At 70.9% G+C, this 19,107-nt stretch carries 16 protein-coding genes; 9 read left to right on the top strand and 7 right to left on the bottom strand.

Features of this window, described 5'->3' with window-relative positions:
- Positions 1–9 precede the first annotated feature (9 nt).
- From BLT28_RS14450 to BLT28_RS14435, 4 genes are read left to right on the top strand one after another with little or no spacing between them, the layout of a single operon-like run.
- Positions 10–1,008, top strand: a complete 999-nt coding sequence (locus tag BLT28_RS14450) for an ABC transporter substrate-binding protein (protein ID WP_030429581.1) — start codon at positions 10–12, stop codon at positions 1,006–1,008.
- On the top strand, positions 1,005–1,997 hold the full coding sequence (locus tag BLT28_RS14445; RefSeq protein WP_231950781.1) for a FecCD family ABC transporter permease: 993 nt from the start codon (positions 1,005–1,007) through the stop codon (positions 1,995–1,997). Before BLT28_RS14450 ends, BLT28_RS14445 begins: the two co-directional genes overlap by 4 nt.
- Positions 1,994–2,767 (top strand): ABC transporter ATP-binding protein, encoded by a 774-nt coding sequence (locus tag BLT28_RS14440; protein ID WP_030429583.1) that lies wholly within the window; start codon positions 1,994–1,996, stop codon positions 2,765–2,767. The genes BLT28_RS14445 and BLT28_RS14440 overlap by 4 nt, the downstream gene beginning before the upstream one ends.
- Positions 2,768–2,769: 2 nt before the next feature.
- Positions 2,770–5,025, top strand: a complete 2,256-nt coding sequence (locus tag BLT28_RS14435) for a heavy metal translocating P-type ATPase (protein WP_030429584.1) — start codon at positions 2,770–2,772, stop codon at positions 5,023–5,025.
- Here BLT28_RS14435 and BLT28_RS14430 read toward each other — a convergent pair.
- The 4 genes from BLT28_RS14430 to BLT28_RS14415 form a co-directional block, all read right to left on the bottom strand.
- A complete protein-coding gene (locus tag BLT28_RS14430) occupies positions 5,003–5,815 on the bottom strand; it encodes a DUF4184 family protein (RefSeq protein WP_052407310.1) in 813 nt (270 codons plus the stop codon). The genes BLT28_RS14435 and BLT28_RS14430 overlap by 23 nt on opposite strands.
- A 67-nt stretch (positions 5,816–5,882) precedes the next feature.
- Positions 5,883–7,277 carry a hypothetical protein gene (locus BLT28_RS14425; RefSeq protein WP_063766574.1) on the bottom strand — a complete coding sequence of 465 codons (1,395 nt, stop codon included), beginning with the start codon at positions 7,275–7,277 and terminating at the stop codon, positions 5,883–5,885.
- Positions 7,278–7,426: 149 nt separating this feature from the next.
- On the bottom strand, positions 7,427–8,725 hold the full coding sequence (locus tag BLT28_RS14420) for a hypothetical protein (RefSeq protein ID WP_052407312.1): 1,299 nt from the start codon (positions 8,723–8,725) through the stop codon (positions 7,427–7,429).
- Positions 8,694–9,179, bottom strand: coding sequence for a hypothetical protein (locus tag BLT28_RS14415; RefSeq protein WP_083383742.1), 486 nt, complete (start codon positions 9,177–9,179; stop codon positions 8,694–8,696). The genes BLT28_RS14420 and BLT28_RS14415 overlap by 32 nt, the downstream gene beginning before the upstream one ends.
- Before the next feature lie 163 nt (positions 9,180–9,342).
- Between BLT28_RS14415 and BLT28_RS14410 the strand changes: the two genes are divergently transcribed.
- On the top strand, positions 9,343–10,881 hold the full coding sequence (locus BLT28_RS14410; RefSeq protein ID WP_030429589.1) for a long-chain-fatty-acid--CoA ligase: 1,539 nt from the start codon (positions 9,343–9,345) through the stop codon (positions 10,879–10,881).
- 283 nt (positions 10,882–11,164) lie between these two features.
- Positions 11,165–12,517 (top strand): NlpC/P60 family protein, encoded by a 1,353-nt coding sequence (locus tag BLT28_RS14405; RefSeq protein WP_030429590.1) that lies wholly within the window; start codon positions 11,165–11,167, stop codon positions 12,515–12,517.
- A 57-nt stretch (positions 12,518–12,574) separates the two neighbouring features.
- Here the strand turns inward: BLT28_RS14405 and BLT28_RS14400 are convergent, their stop codons facing one another.
- Complete coding sequence (locus BLT28_RS14400; protein ID WP_052407314.1) at positions 12,575–14,347, bottom strand: serine/threonine-protein kinase; 1,773 nt, start codon at positions 14,345–14,347, stop codon at positions 12,575–12,577.
- A gap of 224 nt (positions 14,348–14,571) precedes the next feature.
- Between BLT28_RS14400 and BLT28_RS14395 the strand changes: the two genes are divergently transcribed.
- From BLT28_RS14395 to BLT28_RS14385, 3 genes are all read left to right on the top strand, one after another.
- On the top strand, positions 14,572–15,789 hold the full coding sequence (locus BLT28_RS14395; RefSeq protein WP_030429592.1) for a cytochrome P450 family protein: 1,218 nt from the start codon (positions 14,572–14,574) through the stop codon (positions 15,787–15,789).
- A 72-nt stretch (positions 15,790–15,861) separates the two neighbouring features.
- Complete coding sequence (gene mobA / locus BLT28_RS14390) at positions 15,862–16,413, top strand: molybdenum cofactor guanylyltransferase (RefSeq protein WP_030429593.1); 552 nt, start codon at positions 15,862–15,864, stop codon at positions 16,411–16,413.
- Positions 16,414–16,539: 126 nt separating this feature from the next.
- A complete protein-coding gene (locus BLT28_RS14385) occupies positions 16,540–17,043 on the top strand; it encodes an SgcJ/EcaC family oxidoreductase (RefSeq protein ID WP_081900289.1) in 504 nt (167 codons plus the stop codon).
- On the opposite strand, the gene BLT28_RS14380 is transcribed toward BLT28_RS14385, so the two are convergent.
- Positions 17,009–18,331 (bottom strand): sensor histidine kinase, encoded by a 1,323-nt coding sequence (locus tag BLT28_RS14380; protein ID WP_030429595.1) that lies wholly within the window; start codon positions 18,329–18,331, stop codon positions 17,009–17,011. The genes BLT28_RS14385 and BLT28_RS14380 overlap by 35 nt on opposite strands.
- Positions 18,331–18,990 (bottom strand): response regulator transcription factor, encoded by a 660-nt coding sequence (locus BLT28_RS14375; RefSeq protein WP_030429596.1) that lies wholly within the window; start codon positions 18,988–18,990, stop codon positions 18,331–18,333. Before BLT28_RS14375 ends, BLT28_RS14380 begins: the two co-directional genes overlap by 1 nt.
- Between the last annotated feature and the right edge of the window lie 117 nt (positions 18,991–19,107).

Raw genomic sequence — 19,107 nt, 5'->3', positions numbered from 1 at the left:
AGTCACGACATGCAGTTCAAGCGCACCGCATTGGCACTGGTGTTCCTCGCCATCGCCGGGTGTGGCACATCCACGGGTGCGGCGCAACAGCCACCGGCGCCGGGCTACCCGGTGACGGTCTCCAACTGCGGCAAGGACATCACCGTCCAACGCCCGCCGAGCCGGACCGTGGTGATGAACGGCGGATCGGTCGCCGAAGTGTCCACATTGGTCGCATTGGGGCTCGGGGACCGCATCGTGGCCAACTCGCAGTCCTACGGCGCCTCGGACGAGCCCGGCCGCGCCGAGGCCATCGCCAAGCTGCCGACCGGCGGGATCAAGCTCAACGACCAGATGGACATCCCGCGCGAGGCGATGCTCGGTCTGCGGCCGGACTTCGTGCTCGCGACCTACGGCGGCGGCTTCGACGGGAGCCGCGGCTTCGCCACCCGGGAGGACCTGGGCGCGATCGGCGCGAACACCTACGTGCCCGCGAAGATGTGCGGCACCGGTGGGAAGCAGACCGTCGAGGACAGCTACGAGATGATCCGCGACCTCGGCCGGATCTACGGCGTCAGCGACCGGGCCGAGCGGCTGATCGAGGACTCGCGGCGCCGGATCGCGCAGGTCGAGGCGCGGGTGAAGGACAAGCAGAAGCCGCGGGTCATGCTGATCATCCCCGGCATGGACATGGGCGCCGGCGACTTCAGCTCGGTCGGCGCTCAGGGGATCTGGAACGACATCATCGCGCGGGCGGGCGGGGTGAACGCGTTCGCCGACAGCGCACCGCAGCTGTTCGCCAACCTGAGCAAGGAACAGCTGGCCGCCGCCCAGCTCGATGCCGTGATCATCGTGAACTACCAGAACCCCGATCCCAACGCCTCCGCGACCAAGCTCTACGACCAGTTCCCGCAGTGGGCGGCGGCGAAGGCGAAGCGGCACGTGGTGCTGTCCGACTCCATCTACTTCGGACCGAACAACGCCACCGCCGTCGAGCGGATCGCCGCGTTGCTCCACCCCGCCCAGTGAAGAGCGCCTGCGCGGTGCTGCTCGTGGCGGTCATGGTCGTGGCCACCACGATCGGCTCCGTCGGCATTCCGCTCGGCGACGCCTGGGCGGTGATCGCGGGGCATCTGACCGGGAACACGGCCGGGCTCGATCCGGTCGCCGACCAGATCCTGTGGCAGTACCGGGTTCCCCGTGTGCTCCTCGCCGCCTTGTGCGGAGCGGGGTTGTCGGTGGCTGGCGTCGTTCTCCAAGCTCTGGTGGCGAATCCTCTGGCCGACCCCTACGTGCTGGGCATTTCCTCCGGGGCTTCGGTCGGCGCGGTGCTCGTTCTGACCGCGGGCGTCGGGACTTTGGGCGTCTCCTCGGCCGCTTTCCTCGGTGCGGCGGCATCTGTGGCCGTTGTGTTCGCGCTCGGTCAGCAGCGCGGAAGGCTCGTCCCGACACGCCTGGTGCTCGTGGGCGTCGCGGTCGGTTACCTGCTTTCCGCGCTGACGAGCTACATCCAGCTGCGCGCGAACCCGAACGAGCTGAAGTCGGTGATGTTCTGGCTTCTGGGCAGCGTCGCGGGCGCGCGGTGGGATCAGCTCTGGCTGGTGAGCGCGGTCGTGCTGAGCACCGTCGCCGCGCTCATGCTCTACGGGCGGCGCCTCAACGCGCTGGTCACCGGCGAGGAGTCGGCGACCTCGCTCGGCGTGGACGTCCGGCGGGCGCGGGTCGGCCTGCTGCTGACGTCCTCGCTGCTGACCGGCACGCTGATCGCGGTGGCGGGCGGGGTCGGCTTCGTCGGCCTCATGATCCCGCACCTGGTCCGGCTGATCGTCGGCGCGGACCACCGCCGGGTGCTGCCGTCGGCGGCGTTGGGCGGGGCGCTCTACCTGGTGGTGGTCGACCTCCTCGCGCGCACGGTGGACAGCCCCAACGAGCTTCCACTCGGCATCTTCACGGCCGCGTTCGGCGCGCCGTTCTTCCTGTGGCTGCTCCGCCGTGGCCGGACGGTGGGGGTGGCATGAAGCTCGACATCGCCGGGGTCGGCGTCACCCTCGACGGCAAGCCGATCCTGGACGGGGTGAGCCTGACCGTTCCGCAGGGCTCCGTGGTCGGGCTGGTCGGCCCGAACGGCAGCGGGAAGTCCACGCTGCTGCGCACCGTCTACCGCTCGCTCCGCCCCCTGACGGGTGCCGTCAAGCTCGACGACGCCGACCTGTGGTCCCAGCCGATCAGAGCGTCGGCGCGGCGGGTCGCGGCGGTGCTCCAGGAAGGCGGCTCGTCGGCGCTGACCGTGGCCGAAGTCGTGGAGCTGGGCCGAACTCCGCACCACGGCATGGTTTCCCGGGCCACTGCCGCCGACCGCGAGGCCGTGCGTGTGGCGATGGACCGCGCGGGCGTCACTGAGCTGGCGGCACGACCGATGGCCTCGCTGTCCGGCGGTGAGCGGCAGCGCGTGCACCTGGCGCGGGCGCTGGCGCAGGAGCCCTCGTTGCTCGTGCTCGACGAGCCGACCAATCACCTGGACATCCGGGCCCGCTTCGCGCTGCTGTCGACCGTGCGCGACCTCGGCATAACGACGCTGGCGGTGCTGCACGAACTCGACCTCGCGGTCCGCAGCTGCGACCACCTGGTCGTGTTGGACCACGGCAAGGTCGCCGCGGCGGGGAACGTCCTCGACGCCCTGACACCAACGATCTTCCGCGAGGTCTTCGGAGTGCATGCGAAGGCCGAGCGGCACAGCGACGGGGTAGTCCGCATAACTTACGCGGCCGACCCCTTGGGAGACTTGTAGCCATGTCACACAGCACCGCCACCGAACTGGAACTCGTCATCGGTGGCATGACCTGCGCCGCGTGTGCGAATCGCGTGCAGCGCAAGCTGAACAAGCTGGACGGCGTGACCGCGACCGTCAACTACGCGACGGAGAAGGCGGCCGTCACGGCGCCCGCCGGGACCGATCCGCAGACGTTGATCGCGACGGTCGAGCAGGCCGGTTACACCGCGCGGATGGTCACGCAGGAGCCCGAGCCCCAGGACCCGGTGCGCGCGCTGCGGCACCGGCTGTTCGTCGCGCTGGTGCTCTCCGTGCCGCTTTGCGATCTGTCGCTGGCGTTCTGGCTGCTGCCAGGTCTGCGGTTCCCGGGCTGGCAGTGGGTTTCGCTGGCCCTGGCGACGCCCGTCGTGCTGTGGTCGGCATGGCCGTTCCACCGCGCCGCCTTCAAGAACGCCCGCCACGGCGCCGCTTCCATGGACACGCTCGTGTCGATGGGTGTACTCGCCGCCTATGGCTGGTCGGTGTACTCGCTGCTGTTCACCACGGGCTCCGAACTCCACACCGGCTTCGAGATCACCACCGAGGCGGGCGGATCGGTCTACCTCGAAGTCGCCGCCGGTGTGACCGCGTTCCTCCTCGCGGGCCGCTACTTCGAGGCGCGGGCGAAACGCAGTGCCGGCAACGCTTTGCGCGCACTGTCCACTTTGGGCGTCAAGGACGTCACCGTGCTCCGCGACGGGTCGCAGGTGGTGGTGCCGATCGCCGAGCTGCAGGTCGAGGACCTCTTCGTCGTGAAGCCGGGGGAGCGGGTCGCCGCAGACGGAGTGGTACACGAAGGCCGTTGTGCCGTCGACAACAGCATGGTCACCGGCGAGTCGGTTCCCGTGCCCGTGGCCCCCGGGGACGCCGTCATCGGCGGCACGGTCGCGGTGGGCGGGCGGCTCATCGTGCGTGCTACCAAGGTCGGCGCGGACACGCAGCTCGCGCACATGGCTCGGCTCGTCGAGCAGGCGCAGAACGACAAGGCCGATGTGCAGCGCCTGGCTGACCGCGTCGCCGGTGGGTTCGTGCCGGTCGTGCTCGTGCTCTCCGCGTTGACCTTCGCCGCGTGGCTGTTCTTCGGCCAGCCGACGGAGGCCGCGTTCACCGCCGCGCTGGCCGTGCTGATCATCGCCTGCCCGTGCGCGCTCGGCCTGGCGACGCCGACCGCCCTGCTCGTGGCGACCGGCAGGGCCGCGCAGCTCGGCATCCTGATCAAGGGTGCCTCCGCGCTGGAGTCCACCCGCGCCGTGGACACCGTCGTGCTGGACAAGACCGGCACGGTCACCAGCGGCAGGATGACCCTCGCCGCCGTGCACCCGCGCGAAGGCGTCGACCGCGCGGAACTGCTCGCGACGGCGGGAGCGGTGGAGGACGCCTCCGAACACGCCATCGCCCTCGCGATCGTGACCGCCGCACGTCAGGAACTGGCTTCGTTGAGGCAGGTCGAGGACTTCGTGGCGCTCCCCGGGCTCGGTGCCCGCGGTGTCGTCGACGGCCGCGAAGTCGTCATCGGCAGGACCGGTCTCCTCACGACGCCGCTGCCGGAGGAACTGGAAACCCTTCGGCGGCAATGGGAATCCCACGGCAAGACGGTCGTCGCGGTGGAGTGGGACGGCACTGTGGCCGGACTGCTCGCCGTCGCTGACACCGTCAAGCCCACCGCCGCCGCGGCAGTCACCGAGCTGCGCGCGCTCGGGCTGCGTCCAGTGCTGTTGACCGGTGACAACGAGGCCACCGCCCGCGCCGTCGCGCGGGAGGTCGGCATCGACGAGGTGGTCGCCGAGGTGCTGCCCCAGGGCAAGGTCGACCTCGTCCAGCAGCTCCGCCAGGAAGGCCGCGTGGTGGCGATGGTCGGCGACGGCGTGAACGACGCGCCCGCGCTGGCCACGGCCGACCTCGGCCTGGCGATGGGCAGCGGCACCGCCGTGGCGATCAACGCCGCCGACCTGATCCTGGTTCGCGAGGACCTGCTCGCGGTGCCCGACGCGATCCGGCTCGCCCGCCGCACCCTCGGCACGATCCGCGGGAACCTGGTGTGGGCCTTCGGCTACAACGTCGCCGCGCTGCCCCTGGCCGCGCTCGGCCTGCTCAACCCGTTGATCGCGGGAGCGGCCATGGCGCTGTCGTCAGCCTTCGTGGTCTCCAACAGCATGCGCCTGCGGAAGTTCGCCTCCGCCAACCCGACGATCGGCCGCCCCGAGGACGACCGCATCACCGGCGAGTTCGCCGAATGATGTGCCGGCCGATGGCGTAGAGCAGGAGTACGACCACGAACGACGCACCCGCGCGCTTGGCAGCACCGGTCGCCATGCCTTCGACGACGGTGTACCACGGCGCGGGCACTGTCGTGGTGGGGTAGCTGGTCTCGGTGACGCCGTTGCCCCGGTCGACGGTGATGGTATGGCTGTAGTCCACTTCGGACACAGTGGCGAACGCGGTGTAGTCGTCGCGGGCTTGCACGGCGATGCCCAGCACGGGAATTGCGACCAGCGCAGTCACGACGCTCCACCGCGCGGCAGTCCCGAGGCGGAGGATCGAGCCGTCCTCAGTGCGCAGACGGCTGCGGCGGTGCCACAGGTACCAGCTGATCGCCACCAGGCCGACGGCGGTACTTCCGTTCTGCAGCAACGGAGAGACGGTCAACGCATCCCACACCAGGTGGGACGCGACACCGATCAACGCGGAGACCAGCAGCCACAGGGCGTGTCCGGGACACCGCTCGGGCTGGGGGAGGCCGAAGCCCGCCGGGAGCAGTGCGGTGATCGGCTCGCGCAGCATCCGGAACACGACGACCAGCAGGAGCGCGAACGGCAGGTTGATCAGCAGGCCCCACGGCGAATGCGTCTGCGTGGCGTTGGGCAGGAGCGGCCCGTACCAGTCCTGGGCACTGGTCGTGGACAGGCCGAGCAGGCTCAGGAAGTACGGGAGGTCCGGCGTCATCGCGCCCGCGACCAGCGCCGCCGGGATGAACGGACGGCGCAGCAGCGGCAGCACCACGGCGGGATGCGACAACGTGAACGGCACGTCGATGATCCGTCCTTCGAGCAGGAACCCCCGGCGGGAACGCGCCGGGGGTCCTGACCGCTGGGAGCTACTTGCCTGCCTTGGCGAGTTCCTCGATGTCCTTCGGTTCGAGGCTGCGCAGCACGGTCAACATGAGTTCGCTGACGGTGCGCACCGGGCTGACGTAGTGCTTGCCGTCGACCTGCGTGGACATCACGCCCGCGTCGAAGAAGTTGCGCACGATCCGCTCCGCGAAGTCCTTCAGCTGCTGCGGCATCGCCCGGCCGGTGTTGCGGCGGAAGCGCTCCTCGGCGCCGGAGGTGAACTCCTCGACGAGGTCCTTCGCGCACATCTTCTCGACCTTGCCCTGCGGGTCCTGCACCTCGTAGCAGTCCTGCACGCGGCGCACGGAACCGCGCTCGCCGTCCATCTCCAGCGTCATCGAGTCAAGCCCGACCCTGGTGCCGCCGTTGACGTCCTTGCGCACCGTCCTGAGGTCGCTGATCCGCGTCCCGGAGCCCACCTCACCGCCGCTGAGCTCACCGACCAGCAGCGGGCCCAGGTCGTGCAGCACGCCCATCTCGTCCGGCGGCAGCAGCTCGACCACCCGGCGCAGGTCCCCGGACAGCGCCGCCTGCGCCAGCTCCTTGACCGCGGTCTCGGGGTCGGCGGCGCCGTTGGCCGGGATCGGCTGCTTCGGCCAGGCGATCTCCTCGGCGGCCAGGATGTTGTCGGCGATCGTGTAGAACACGCTCGCGTACCAGGAGCCGTCCACCTTCACCGAGGCGATCCGCACCGGCCCGCCGATGCCCCGCACCACGTCTGCGACGTCGATGGTCCGCGTGGTCCGCTGATCGACGCGGCCGTTGGGGAAGGCCAGGTCGACGAACTTGTCCGCCAGCGGCAGCTTCGCGGTGTCCGAGGTGATCGTGATCCGGCCCTCGACCAGCTTCGCGACCGCGACGTGGTCGTTGAGCTGCTCCTCACCGGCTTCGTCGAAGCGCAGGCCTTCGGCCTTCAGCTCCACCCCGGTCAGCTGCTCGGGGTTGGCGTCGGGCTTCATCACCTCGAGGCGCTTGAGCTCGTTCATCGTCGCCACGGTGTAGTCGACGCTCAGCTTCGCCTCGGCGGGCGCCAGGCTGGTCATCATCCCGGCGATGTCGCCCTTGCCCAGCGCCGTCACCAGCTTGGTCGCGGCGGCCGTCGGGGTGCTCGCGCCGCCGCCGGAGAAGGCGAAGATCGCGGTCACGCCCGCGGCGACCAGCGCCAGCACGCCGACGACGACGCCGACGACGACACCGGTGCGCTTCTTCTTCTGCGGCGCGAAGGGGGCGCCGCCGTGGCCGGGCGGCACCTGCCCGGGATCGGGCTGCGGGTGCGGCTGCACCGGCACGCCCATCGGCGGCGTGGCCACGTCCGCCCCGTCCGGTTCGTGCTGCGGGGGCTCGGCCCCCTCGGCCGGGCTGTTCCCGGGAGTGCTCACGGCGGTGTCCCTTCCGCAGTTCCGCGTCGCGCTGTGCACGGCGACCCTAGGTCGTCGTGGGACCGCTTCGAGTGGCGACCCCACGGTGGGGTTCCCCGAACGAGCGAAAAAGAAAGGGCCGCCCGGGCGGCCCTCCTGATCACCCCGGATCAGCGTCCGCCCAGCTGCGTCAGCTCCGCGAGCGACTTGGCGTCCAGACCGCGCAGGAAGGTCAGGAACAGCTCGTTGATCGTGCCGGTCGGGCTCAGGTAGTGCTTGCCGTTCTCCTCGACGGTGGCGACACCGATGTCGAGCAGGTTGCGGCCGATGCCCTGGAAGGCCCGCAGCGCGGCTTCGGACAGCTGCACGCCGTCCTCGGCCGCTGCCTCCTCGACGCCCGCCAGCATCTGGTCGAGACAGGCGACCCGCTTGCCCTCGCTGGTGTCGATGTTCACGCAATCTCCGTCGCGCGCCAGGCTGATCCGCGTGCCGCCGGTCTCCAGGACGATCTTGCGCGGGCTGATCCGCTTGCCGCCGGGGATGTCCTTGGTCTCGGTCTGCAGCTCGACGAGCTTGGTGTCCGAGGGGACCTCACCGCTCAGCTGCACCACCAGTGCGTTGCCGATGTCGTGCGCGACCGCCATCTCGGTCGGCGGCAGCAGCTCGATCACCCTGCGGGTGTTGCCGTCCACCGCGGCGGTCACCAGCTCGCGCACGGCCTGCTCCGGGGTGGCCGCGCCGACGGCCGGGATCGTCTCCTTCGGCCAGGAGCGGCCGGTCAGCTGGAGCACGAAGTCCGCGACGGAGTAGTAGAGGCTGGGGTACCAGGCGTCGCCGACCTTCACGGTGGCGATCCGGACCGGCTTCCCGGTGCGCCGCACCACATCCGCGATGTCCACAGTGGAGGTCTGGGTGACCGACGCGCCCGGGACGCCCTCGATCAGCTTGAGGAACTTCTCGGTGTAGGGGGTCTGCGCCGGGTCGTCGGTCATCGAGACGCGGCCCTTGACCAGCTTGACCACGCTGATCCGGTCGGTGATCCTCTCCTCGGGCTCGGCGTCGAAGCCGACCTCCTCGGCCTTGACCCCGCTGCTCATCCTCAGCGCGTCGGCGTCGGCGCGCAGCACCTCCAGGCGCTTCATCTCCGCCGCCGAGGTGAGCGCGAGGTCGCGGAAGGCCTTGGCCTCCGCGGGGTGGACGCGGTCCAGCACGCCGACGGTGTCGTTCTTGTTGAGCGCCTCCACCAGCCCGCTCACCGCGCTCTGCGGCGACGAGCCCGGCGCGCCGGAGCCCTGCATCGCCACGGCCAGGGCGACGCCCCCGCCGACGAGCGCGAGCACGCCCACGATCGCCCCGGCGACCAGGCCGGTCCTGCGGCGCGGCCGCGGCTCCACGATCCCGGGAACCGCGCTCTCGGGAACGCCCGTCTCGGGAACCTCAGGAGGCTGGTTGCCCTCGGTGCTGCTCAAACTCACTCCCCTGTGCGAAAGGACCAGGGGCGCTCGCGAGCACGGCGATCGCACCGAGCAGCGCCAGCACGGCGCCGACCAGCACGGTTACAGGTCCCGTCCCGCTGATGCCGACCAAAGAGCCCCCGGAGTCGGCGTGGACGGACGCGAACACCCCCACTGCGCCGGTTATCGCCGAAAGGAGCAGATTCGCTACAGCCGCCGCACGGGGAAGCCCGAGGACGTAACCAGCGACACACAGCCCGGCGACCGGGCCGATCGCGGGCCAGGCCACCAGCAGTGCCCCGCCCACCCCCGAGTCCAGCCCGAGCAGGCGTCGCAGCAGGTCAGCGGCCTCGTAGCTGTTGCGCTGCACCGAGCCCGAGTAGAGCCAGGGCAGAAAGGTGCCCGCGACGGTGATGACCAGACCGAGGATGGCGAGCCCGATTCCGGGCCGTCGCAACTTCTGTCGCACGACGCGCATCCTGGCACTCCCACCCCTGCGCTGCTCCGTTCGGCCGCATGCGTTGATCCGCCCGCCAGAAGGGTGAGTCATGCCAGGGGCGCCTGTCGCCCGCCGGTAGCCCTCAGTACCCTTCCGGCCACTCGGTGTTTCCGGCCCTGGAGGTACGAAGACCATGCGGGTCCCGCTTACCGTCGCCGACTTCGTGGATCGAGCCGAAACCGTCTGGTCCGGCGCGACCGCGATAGTGGACGAGCCCGACCAGCCGGCCGCGGCGGTGCCGACGACCACCTACGGCGAGGTCGCGGCTCGGGTGCGGGCCTGGCAGGCGGGCTTCGACGCGCTCGGGGTCGGCGAGGGCGAACGCGTGGCGGTTGTCAGCCACAACTCCAGCCGTCTGCTCGAACTGCTCTACGCGGTCCCGGCCAGCGGCCGGATCTGCGTGCCGATCAACTTCCGGCTGCGCGCGGAGGAGATCTCCTACATCGTCGAGCACTGCGGCGCCTCGACCCTGCTCGTCGACCCGGAGCTGGACGCCGACCTTCGCGGGATCACCGCGCAGCACCGCTACGTGCTCGGCGAGCAGACCGAGACGGAGCTGATGCGCTTCGGCACCGAGCCGCGCGCGTGGTCGGCGCCGGACGAGGACGCCACGGCGACGATCAACTACACCTCGGGCACCACCGCGCGGCCCAAGGGTGTGCAGATCACCCACCGCAACATTTGGACCAACACGATGACCTTCGGGTTACACGTGCGGGCGTGGGAGCGGGACGTCTACCTGCACACGCTGCCGATGTTCCACTGCAACGGCTGGGGCATGCCGTTCGTGCTGGCCGGCCTCGGTGCCAAGCAGGTGGTGCTGCGCAAGGTCGACGGCACGGAGATCCTGCGCCGGGTCGAGCAGCACGGCGTGACCCTGGCCTGCGGCGCGCCCGCGGTGTGGAACATGGTGCTCGACGCCGCCCAGGACTGGCAGGGCGAGATCCCCGGCCGCGGCTCGATGCGCATCGTCTGCGCGGGCGCCCCGCCGCCCACCCGCACCATCGCGCGGATCGAGGACGAGCTGGGCTGGGAGTTCCAGCAGCTCTACGGCCTGACCGAGACCTCGCCGACGCTGACCTTCAACCGCACCCGGCCGCAGGACGTCGATCTGCCCGCCGAGGAGCGCGCCCGCAAGCTCTCCCGCGCGGGCGCGCCTGCCATCGGCGTCCGGCTGCGGGTCTCCGACACCGGTGAGGTGCTGGCCCGCTCCAACACGGTGCTGGAGGGCTACTGGAACAACAAGGAGGCCACCGAGGACGCGCTGGACGGCGGCTGGTTCCACACCGGTGACGGCGGCACCCTGGACGACGAGGGCCACCTGACGATCTCCGACCGCAAGAAGGACGTGATCATCACCGGTGGCGAGAACGTGTCGTCCATCGAGGTGGAGGACGCGGTGTTCAGCCACCCCGCGGTCGCCGAGGTCGCGGTGATCGGCGTGCCCGACGAGAAGTGGGGCGAGACGATCAAGGCGCTGGTGGTGACGGCGGAGGGCGCCGAGGTCACCGAGCAGGAGATCATCGCGCACTGCAAGCAGCGGCTGGCCGGGTACAAGGCGCCGACCTCGGTGGAGTTCCGCGAGTCCATCCCGCGCACGGCCACCGGCAAGATCCAGAAGTTCAAGCTCCGCGAGCCGTTCTGGGCGGGTCAGGCGCGTCAGGTCAACTAGCCGGGAGTGCGAATGGCCCCTTCGCCCCGGCGAAGGGGCCATTTTGCTGTCGATCACGCATCGCGCTGCGTAAGGTCCTGACCAGCGGAGGCCAGGGGAGCCCGTGACCGATTTGTAGCCGTTTGTGACACGAGTGAGGGACGAGGCGCGTGTTTCTGCTGCTACAAGTGGCAGGAGTTGAGGTCGGGGTGCACAGTTGCGCTGCGTGTTCGGCGGGTGACGCCACGTCGGGCCGTTCAGCGCGACCGGGGATCACCGCGGTCCGCCCGTGGGAGGTGAGTTGATGTCGACTCGACGGAGCGGCAGCACGCTCGTCAGCGTGGCCCTCGCGATGGTCACCGCGGTCGGGATCGCGGGCACGGCCGAGGCCGTCCCCCCGCCGCCGCCCAACCCCAGCGACGCGGAGCTGCAGCAGGGCCGGGTGGACGTCGACTCCAAGGCCGGTGAGGTCGGCAAGCTGACCAACCAGCTGGCCCAGGCCGAGACCAAGCTGCTGGAGCTCTCCGCCGAGGTCCAGCTCAAGATGGAGGACGCCAACAAGGCGCAGGTCGACCTGGACGCGGCCGAGGCGGCCGCGCTGGCGGCCAAGCGGGACGCCGACGGCGCCAAGGCCGAGGCCGAGGCGGCCGGGCGGGCCATCGAGGAGGTCCGCAAGCAGGTCGACGCGTTCGCCTCCAGCAGCTACCAGCAGGGCAGCACGGTCGGCTCGATCCGCGCGCTGATGGGCGTGCGCAGCGCCGACGAGTTGCTGGAGCGGCTGCGGATGCTGGACGCGGCCAGCGGCTCCCAGCTCACCGCGCTGGACAACATGCAGCGGGCGCGCACCGACAAGGCGAACAAGGACTCGCTGGCGCGCAAGGCGCTGGAGGTCGCCAAGCAGAAGGAGGACGCGGCCGAGGCCGCCAAGCGCGCCGCCGACGCCGCCCGCGCCGCCGCGGTCAGCGCCAGGGCCGGGCAGGAGCGCAGGGCCGAGCAGCTGGAGAACGAGCGCAGCTCGGTCGAGCGCCAGCTGGAGGAGGCCCGCAACCGGGTCGGCGGCCTGCAGAACCAGCGGCGCACCTTCGAGAACTGGCAGGAGGCCAAGCGGCGCGAGGAGGCCGAGCTGGCCCGGCAGGCCGCCGAGGCCGCCGCTGCCGCCGCGTCCGAGGAGCGCAGGCGCACCGGCGGCGGTGGCACCAGGGGCACCGTGCAGCGGCCGACCAGGGTCGCGGGCAGCGGTGCCGTGCAGATCGTGATCAACCGGGCGCTGTCGCAGCTCGGCGTGATCTACGCGTGGGGCGGCGGCAACGGCAGCGGCCCGACGCGCGGCATCCGGGACGGCGGCGTCGCGGACGCCTTCGGCGACTACCGCAAGATCGGGTTCGACTGCTCGGGGCTGATGATCTACGCGTTCTCGGCGGTCGGCATCAACCTCCCGCACTACAGCGGCTACCAGTACAACTACGGCCGCAGGGTGCCGCTGTCCCAGATGCAGCCGGGCGACATGCTGTTCTGGGGCAACGGTGGCCGCATCCACCACGTCGCCATGTACATCGGCGGCGGGCGGATGGTCGAGGCCCCGTTCTCCGGAGCCAGGGTCCGGGTGACGTCGGTGCGCTACGGCGGCATCATGCCGTACGCGGCACGCCTGCTCTGACGGCTGCCGGACGGAGGAGCGGCCCGTGGCGCGGAGGGCTGACCGGAGCCGGTCGGCTCAGACCGCGGGCAGCCGTCGCTCGACGATGCGCGCGAGGTCGACCGCCTTCGCGCAGAGCACGGGCAGCGGGTCGGAGTTGGTCTCCACCGACACGTTGACCAGCTCGTCCCAGACGTCGTTCCACGCCGCTTTCCTGGGGTACTTGCGGTGCACGATCCGGACGGTGCAGACGTCGGCGTCGTCGTCGCCCGCCTTGCTCGTCTCGACGAACGCCTCCCGCGAGCCGAGCTTGATCAGCTCGCCGTCCTCGTCCGGGCCGGGCGTGAGTTGCCAGTCGCGGGTCAGCGCGATCTCGGCCTCCACGGGGCCCTTCTCCCAGTAGCAGGTCCAGTTGCCCAGCTTGGGTTCCGCGGGCATGCCGGGGACGCCGAGCACCTTGGTGAGATCGGCGGCGCCGAGCAGCGTGCACGCGTCCAGCCGTGCCGCGGACTCCTTGGGGAAGGGGTCGCGGCGGCGCGGGATCCCGCCCCGGGAGAGCACGGTCAGCGCGTTGCTGAACGCCGCCTCCGCGACCGCGCACAGGGGAGCGGGCTGTCCGTGCCGGTGCTTGGTGGTGATCTTGACCTGGCCGACGTCCGGGAGCGGGATCGCGCGCAGGCACCGGTTGTTCTTCTCGGGCGGGCGGTGTGCCATGCCGAGCCTGCCGGGCGTGTACGGCTGCTCCGGGTACTCCTCGCGCTGGTCGAACTCCACCGCCAGCACGATCAGGTCCTGGTCCGCCCTGCTCTGCTTGATGAAGAGGCCGCAGCGCAGGTACTCGCCGTACTCGGAGTCCGCGGTCACCTCGCCGAAGGAGGCGACCGCGGCCGGGTCGACCAGGGAACACGGGTCCGCGGTGCGCGGGTCGCCGAGCGAACCGGGAACGACGGTGTCCCTCGTGAGGTACACGGCCGCACCGGCGGCGAGCGCGATGGCCACAGCCGCGGCGCCGAGTGCGAGCGCGCGTCGCTTTCGCTTGCGGGGCAGAGGGAACACCGCAGTCGAGGTACCGGTGATCTCGTCGAGCAGGTCCTTCGCCTGTGCCGCGGTCGGGCGGTCGGCGGGGGCCTTGCTGAGCAGTTTCGCCAGTACCGGTTCCAGGGGGCCGGCCCGCTTCATCGGCTCGGTGGCACCGGACGCGGCGCGGCGCAGCTGGGCGAACGGGCCGCGGGTCGCCTCACCCCACGGGGAACTGCCCTCCACAGCGGCGAACAGCGTGGCACCCAAGGAGAACACGTCGGCGGACGCCTTCGCGTCACGTCCGTCGGCGACCTCCGGGGCGAGGTAGCCGGGCGTGCCGCCGATCTGGCCGCTGTTGGTGTGGGTCACCTCGGCCCACTGCGCGATGCCGAGGTCGGTGAGCTTCGCGGTGCCGTCCTCAGCGACGAGCACGTTGCCCGGCTTGATGTCCCGGTGCACCATGCGACGCTCGTGCATGGCGGTGAGCGCGGCCGCGAGCTGAGTCCCGATCCTCGCGGCGACGTCGGGGGCCAGCGGCCCGTCCTCGTCGAGGATCTCGGCCAGCGTGCGCGCGGCCAGGTGCTCCATGACCAGCCAGCGCTCGCCGTCGTCGACCACCACGTCGAAGACGGTGACCACGTGCGGGTGATGCAGCCCGGCGCCGATCCGGGCCTCCCGCCGGATCTGGCCGTTGTCGCCCTCCTGCGAGCGCTTGAGCGCCACCGTCCGCCCCAGCTCGGTGTCGGTGGCCCGCCACACCACGCCCATCGCCCCGGAGCCGATCCGCTCCTCCAGCCGGTAGCGCCCCGCTATCACCCGCTCGCTCCCCATGAGCGGGCATCCTAAGTCCACGAAAGAAATTTCGTGTTCGTCTCAGGCCATTAGGGTGCACGGAGCTTTCGCGGGAGGCCGAAGGGTTTTCTTGGGTTTTGTGCACTTGCTTTTGTTTTGCGGCTTGAACGGGGTGACGGCCTTGTTCCCGCAGCTCGGGCGGTGGAACATCGGGCGCCGATCCGGCCCGTCACACGTGGTTCCAGTACGGAAGGTGCTTCCCGATGACAACCGACCTTCCCGCCTTTCCGGCCAACGAGCCGGTTCTCGACACCTGCAACCGCCTCCGGGAAATCGGTCCCGTGGTGAAGGTGGCCTACCCCGGCGGCGTTCCCGCCTACCTCGCGCTGTCGCAGAAGGCGGCGCGCGAGATCATCGCTGGTGACAACAAGGTCTTCTTCCGCGGTCCGGAGCACTGGCCGGACCTGCACAACGGTTCGATCCCCGCGGACTGGCCGCTGCGCGCCATCGTCCAGGGCGAGCACATGTCCACCACGGACGGGGCGCAGCACAGGAGGCTGCGCGGCCTGATCGCCAAGGCGTTCACCCCCGCGCGCGTGCAGGCGCTGCGACCGAGGGTGCAGGCGATCATCGACGAGCTGATCGACGGCGTGGTGGCCGCGGGTGACGGCGTCGACCTCGTGCCCACCTTCACCGAGGCGCTGCCGATGTGGGTGATCTGCGAGCTGTTCGGCGTGCCCAGGTCGGAACGGGCCGACGTGCGGCGGTGGACGACCCTGCTGCTCTCGCACACCACCCCGCCCGAGGAGGCGTTCGCGACGCAGAAGGCCTACCAGGGCTACCTGCACGAGCTGGTGCAGCGCAAGCACAAGGAGCCCGGCGAGGACCTCACGTCGGGCCTGGTGCACGCCCGCGACGAGGGCGACAAGCTCACCACGGACGAGCTGGTCGGCGTGCTGTGGCTGATGGTGCTCGCCGGTCACGAGACCACGGTGCACATGCTCGGCCACGCGATCGTCGCGCTGTCGCAGAACCCCGAGCAGCTGGAGCTGGCCAAGGCCGAGGACCGGTGGGCCGACGTGGTCGAGGAGACCCTGCGGTACCGGCACTCGGTGATGTGGACCAGCTTCCGGTACGCCGCCGAGGACGTCACCGTCGACGGTGTGCTCATCCCCAAGGGCAGCGCGGTCGGCGTGTCCTTCCAGGCCGCCGGGCAGGACCCGGCCGTCTACGGGGAGACCGTGAACGAGTTCGACATCACCAGGGACCAGAACGGGCACCCGGGATTCGGCTTCGGGCCGCGGTTCTGCGTGGGCGCGCACCTGGCCCGCCTGGAGGGCGAACTCGCGCTGGCCACGCTGTACCGGCGACTGCCGGAGCTCAGCCTCGCGATCGACCCGGCGGAGATCCCCTACTCGGCGTCGTTCATCACGATCGGTCCGACGTCGATCCCGGTCAACCTGGGCACCGTCAACTCCTGACTCGCGGCCGTTCCGTGCTCGTGGTGGGGGCCCGCCACGAGCACGGAACGGCGTCCGGCGCAGGATGGGTGTGTGGAGCTGATCGTGCTGGCGGGCGGCGAGGGCAGCCGCCTCGGTGGACAGGACAAGGCCGCGCTCGTGCTCGGCGGCAGGACCCTGTTGGACCGGGTGCTCGACGCGGTGGACCCCGGCGCGCGGGTGATCGTGGTCGGTCCCCGGCGCGAGACCGCCCGGCCGGTGGTGTGGACGCGTGAGGACCCGCCGGGCGGGGGACCGGTCGCCGGCCTCGCGGCGGGCCTCGCGCGGGTGAGCGCCGACGTGGTCGCGGTGCTCGCGGTCGACCAACCCGGGATCACCGCCGCGACCCTGACCCGGCTGCGCGCCGCGCTGACCGAGGACGTCGACGGGGTCGTGCTCGTCGACGCCGAAGGTCGTCCACAGTGGATGGTGGGCGTCTGGCGAACCGGCGCGCTGCGGCGGTGTCTGCCCGGATCGCCCTCGGGAAGCTCGCTTCGCCGCGTTCTCGGCGCGCTGACCGTGCGGCGGCTGCCCGCCGAGAACGCGGAGGCCGACGACATCGACACCCCGGAGGATCTCGGGCGCTGGCGCGAGCGCGCCGAGTGACCGGATCGCCACTCGCCGAAGTTTGTCCTTTCCCTTGCCTGGCCCTGTCTTCGTGCTGTCCTGGCGCTACCCCGCTCGCTCGAAAGTGGAGTCACACATCCACTCGCAGCGAAGAGGAGTTCGACTATGCGCACGAGCAAGGGCATCAGAGTCGCGGCCGTGACCACCGCGCTGCTCGCCACCGCGTTCGCCGGTACCGCGAGCGCGCAAGCCCCGCAGCGTTCCGCGTTAGGCATCGAGATCGGTCTGGGCAAGCAGCACGCCAAGCAGCAGGTCGCCGCGCTGTTCGACCGGTGGAACGCCGCGCTCGCCACCGGTAGTCCGAGCACGGTCGCCGACCTCTACGCGCCCAACGCGGTGCTGCTGCCCACGGTCTCCGACGAGGTCCGCACCAGCCGGGCCAGGATCGTCGACTACTTCGAGACCTTCCTCGCGAAGAAGCCGAGCGGTCGCATCCTCAGCTCGACGATCACCGTGCTGGACAACAACACCGCGACCGACAACGGCACCTACCGCTTCAGCTTCTCCGACGGGTCCACTGTGGACGCCCGCTACACCTACGTCTACGAGAAGGTGAAGGGCACGTGGCTGATCGTCACCCACCACTCCTCGGCGATGCCGGAGAAGTAGCCGCCCGCAGGGACAGCCGCACGCCCAGCCCTCCGCCGGGAGCCGCCACCAGGCGCACGCTCCCGGCGGAGTCGGCGACCAGCTGCTTCACGATGGCCAGGCCGAGCCCGGAGCCGCCGCGGCCGGTCAGCGCGGGACCGCGCCAGAACCGGTCGAACGCCCGTTCTCTGTCCTGTTCGGACAGTCCGGGTCCCTGGTCGAGCACGACCAGGTCCACGCGGTCGCCCGCGGCCCCGGCCCGGACGGTGATCACCCCGCCCTCCGGGGACACCTCCAGCGCGTTGGAGAGCACGTTGTCCAGCACCTGCTCCAGCTGCCCCGGCCCGGCGAGCACCCGCAGGTCCTCCTCGGGCAGCTCGGCCACCAGGCGCACCCCGCGCTCCGCGGCCACCGGCGACCACACCTCGAACCGGTCCTCGACCAGGGCCGCCACCTCGACCGGCTCGGGCGGGGCCACCATGCCCTCGGCTTTCGCCAGCGCGAGCAAGCCGCTGACCAGCCTGCTCATCCGGACCACCTCGGCGGTCGCGGCGGCCACGTCCTCGCGCGTGAACTCGTCGTCCACCTCATCGGCGATGTTGTCCAGGGACAGCCTCAGCGCGGTCAGCGGAGTGCGGAGCTGGTGCGACGCGTCGGCGACGAACGCCCGTTGCGCGTCGACGAGCGTGCCGATCCGTTCCGCTCCGGCGTTGAGGGTTCGCGACAGCGTGCGCGTCTCCGGAGGACCTGCCTCGACGGAACGAGCGGTGAGGTCGCCGTCGCCGAAGCGCGCCGCCATCGCGGTCAGCTCCCGCAACGGTCGCGTCAGCCGCCGCGCGACGAACACCCCCGCCGCCGCGGCCAGCACCAGCACTCCGACCGCGAGCGCCGCGCGGAAGCCCCAGATCTGCCACAGCCGCCGCTCCAGCGGCGCTTCCGGGAAGCTGACCCGCACCGCGCCCTTGACCGCTCCGTCCGCTGAACGGGCCGGGACCGTGACCACCAACGCGTCCGCACCGAGCACGGGGGAGTGCTGCCACACCGCGCTGTCCGTGGCTGCCGACGCGGGCAGCAACTCGATCCGCCCGGGCGTTTGCTGTTCGTAGGCCCGCACAAGCCGATCCAGCGCCTGGCGGGACGGTTCGTCACCCGCGGCGAGCAGCAGCGCCACCGTGTCGGCCTCGCGCCGTACGGACAGTTCGAGATCGTCCTCCAGCTGCTTGGTGAGCGTGAACGCGACCGGAACGGTGAAACCCGCGATCGCCAACGCGATCAGCAGGACGTAGCTGGCGACGAGCTGGCGGACCACTACGAGACGACCAGACGGAACCCGACACCGCGCACGGTCTCGATCACGAAGGCTTCCGGGAACTTCCGCCGCAGCGCGCCGATGTGCACGTCCAGCGTCTTGGTCGGGCCGAACCAGTTGGCGTCCCAGACCGCTTCCATGATCTGTTCCCTGGTGAACACCGCGCCCGGCTCCTCGGTGAGGAACGCGAGCAGGTCGTACTCCTTCGGCGTCAGCGGCACTTCCGCCTCGTCCAGCAACGCCCGCCTGGCGCGCCGGTCCAGCGCCAGTCGCCCGTAGCGGTCCGGCGCCTGTTCCTCCGGCCCGGGCGGGCGGACCCGGCGCAGCACCGCCCGCATCCGCGCGATCACCTCGCGCACCCCGAACGGCTTCGACACGTAGTCGTCCGCGCCGATCTCCAGGCCCACCACGCGATCCACCTCGTCGCTGCGCGCGCTGATCACGATGATCGGCACGTCCCCGCGCGCCCGCAGCTCCCGGCACACGTCCAGCCCGTCGGTGTCCGGCAGGCCCAGGTCCAGCAACACCAACCCGGCCTCGGGGGCGGCCAGCGCCTCCGCCCCGGTGCGCACCCAGTCGACCTCGAATCCGTAGCGGCGCAACCCGCGCCCCAGCGACTCGGCGATCGGTTCGTCGTCCTCGACCAGCAGCACTCGCACGCGTGCATCGTCGCACCAGGACTGACCCCGGGCCCCCGACCGCGCTGTCGCCTACCCCCTGAATGAGTCATTGGGGTAGTTGAACGCACCGAACGACTCATTCGGTGCGTTCAACGC

Origin of the sequence: Allokutzneria albata, from assembly GCF_900103775.1 — a bacterium.
Classification (GTDB): Bacteria; Actinomycetota; Actinomycetes; order Mycobacteriales; family Pseudonocardiaceae; genus Allokutzneria; species Allokutzneria albata.
The sequence above is the reverse complement of the archived record's forward strand: the minus strand, read 5'-3'. Positions and strand labels throughout refer to the sequence as shown.